Origin of the sequence: Paenibacillus forsythiae T98 (assembly GCF_000520735.1) — a bacterium.
In the GTDB taxonomy this organism is placed as follows: Bacteria; Bacillota; Bacilli; order Paenibacillales; family Paenibacillaceae; genus Paenibacillus_AQ; species Paenibacillus_AQ forsythiae.
In genome coordinates this window covers 1-1,833 of record NZ_ASSC01000842.1, presented here as the reverse complement: position 1 = coordinate 1,833, position 1,833 = coordinate 1, and the positions used below count along the sequence as shown (strand labels likewise).

At 58.2% G+C, this 1,833-nt stretch carries 2 protein-coding genes; both read right to left on the bottom strand.

The features are described 5' to 3' along the window. The coding region (locus tag L692_RS0125770; RefSeq protein ID WP_025702773.1) for a nitrogenase component 1 at positions 1 to 884 on the bottom strand (884 nt) is incomplete at its 3' end. A gap of 12 nt (positions 885 to 896) precedes the next feature. Beyond that, entirely contained in the window at positions 897 to 1,763 is an 867-nt protein-coding gene (locus L692_RS0125765) for a nucleotide-binding protein (RefSeq protein WP_025702772.1), read from the bottom strand. Positions 1,764 to 1,833: the final 70 nt, after the last annotated feature.

Sequence of the window (1,833 nt, the reverse complement as noted above, 5' to 3'; positions counted from 1 at the left end):
CGCGCCTGCCCGGTGGAGCCGCCGGCTCCGGCGGCGGCCAGCAGCCAACGCTCCGTTCCGGTAAGACCGATCGGCGCGGTTTCCTCCAAATGAACGACGCCATGCGCCTCTTCCAGCCATTCCAGCAGGTAGCGGGCGTCATCCTTGTCAATGGCAATAGAGGCGGAGCCGCTCAGCGATTGCTGTAATGCAGAAATCGACAGGCTTCCCGATACGTTGTTATATGAAACCCCTGCTCCATTCAAATCCTTGATTACATGGTCCGTCCTGGTTCCGGCTGCGCCGATCAAGTTAACGGCCGGGATGGGGAGTGCTCCCGGTTCTTCTCTCAATACGTATTTCGCCAACGCATGAAAGACCAGATCATAGCCGTACGCAGCCGTTCTGGAACGGAAGCCCGCCGCAAACACCGGGACTACCGGTATATTGTAGAGGTCTCCCTTTTCCGTTGCTGCGGACAGGATATCGTCATTGTTAATGGCTACCACAGGCGTTGCCAGAATAAAAATAATTTCCGGACGCCATGTCCGGTACGCAAGGTCCACCGCCTCCCTGAGCTTGTCGTCGGCGCCCAGAATCGAGTCATTCTCTTCAATATTCGTAATCAGCCAGGGACTGCCGCCTTCCTTAAGCTCATCTTCCAGCTTGACTGCCCCGCAGCCCGGCGGACTGTGAATAATGGTGACACTGCTGCGGATTCTGCCCAGAAGCCTGATGGCGCCTATAACTTCGTCGTCGCCCGTCTCCGAATAGGTGCGGATTCTTTGCCTTGGATCTTCTTTCTCCAGCTCATCCGCCAGGGCTGCGCAATCGCCGAAGTAGGCGGTCAGCGCACCCCTGCGCTTTTCCCTTGTCCGGGGAAGCCGTTGTCTGATCTCGTTCATCGCTCTGTCTCCTTACCTTCCGGCGGCGGAGAAGGAAGCCGCCTCCTGGTTGATCGCGTCCCCCCAGCTTCTGGCCCAATCGCGAAGGTCGGTGACATTCAGCGGACTCGGAACGGATAGGTTCTCGTTGCCGGCCACATGCGCGGCCAGCTTCCGGTACACCTCGGCCTGCTCCGAATCCGGATTCGCTTCAATTACGGTTTTGCCGTACAGCTCGCTCTGGGCGACAACCGGCGAACGCGGGACGAACCCGGCTACAGACGCGCCTGTTCGCTTCGCGAAATCCGCAATCAGCGATTCCGGATAGCCTGGCAAAATGCTGTTGCCGATAATGCCGCCGAGCTTTGCTCCTCCGGATGGGGCATATTTGCCGATCGCCTTGAACAGATTGTTGGCGGCATAGATCGCCATGAAGTCCGAGGAGCTGACCACATAGGCCCTGTCGGTAATCCCGTCGCGGATCGGTACGGCGAAGCCGCCGCACACCACATCTCCCAGGACGTCATAAAGGACATAGTCGGCCTCGTATTCCTCGAAGACGTTCAGTTCCTGAAGCAGACCGACGGCGGCATTGATGCCGCGCCCCGCGCAGCCCACTCCAGGCACCGGTCCGCCCGCTTCGATGCAGAGCACGCCCTTAAAGCCGATTGCCGACACATCCTGAAGCTTCACTCTGGAGCTGTCTCTCAGGCTGTCTATCACCGTCGGCAGATAGTCGCCGCCTCTTAACGTATTGGTAGAGTCGCTCTTGGGATCGCATCCGATCTGAATCACCCGGTAGCCAGCCTCCGCGAGGGCGGCGCTGATATTCGACGTGGTTGTCGATTTCCCGATGCCGCCCTTGCCGTAGATTGCAATATGCTTTGTTATTTTCGCCATCCTTAGTTCCTCCTGTCTGCATATCCTCTGGTCTGCCGGCCATTACTCCGGTTCAGCTCTGTGACTATTT

Bases quoted from the DNA above. Each gene is read 5' to 3' on its own strand.
- L692_RS0125765 (WP_025702772.1), bottom strand. From the start codon at position 1,763: ATGGCGAAAATAACAAAGCATATTGCAATCTACGGCAAGGGCGGCATC.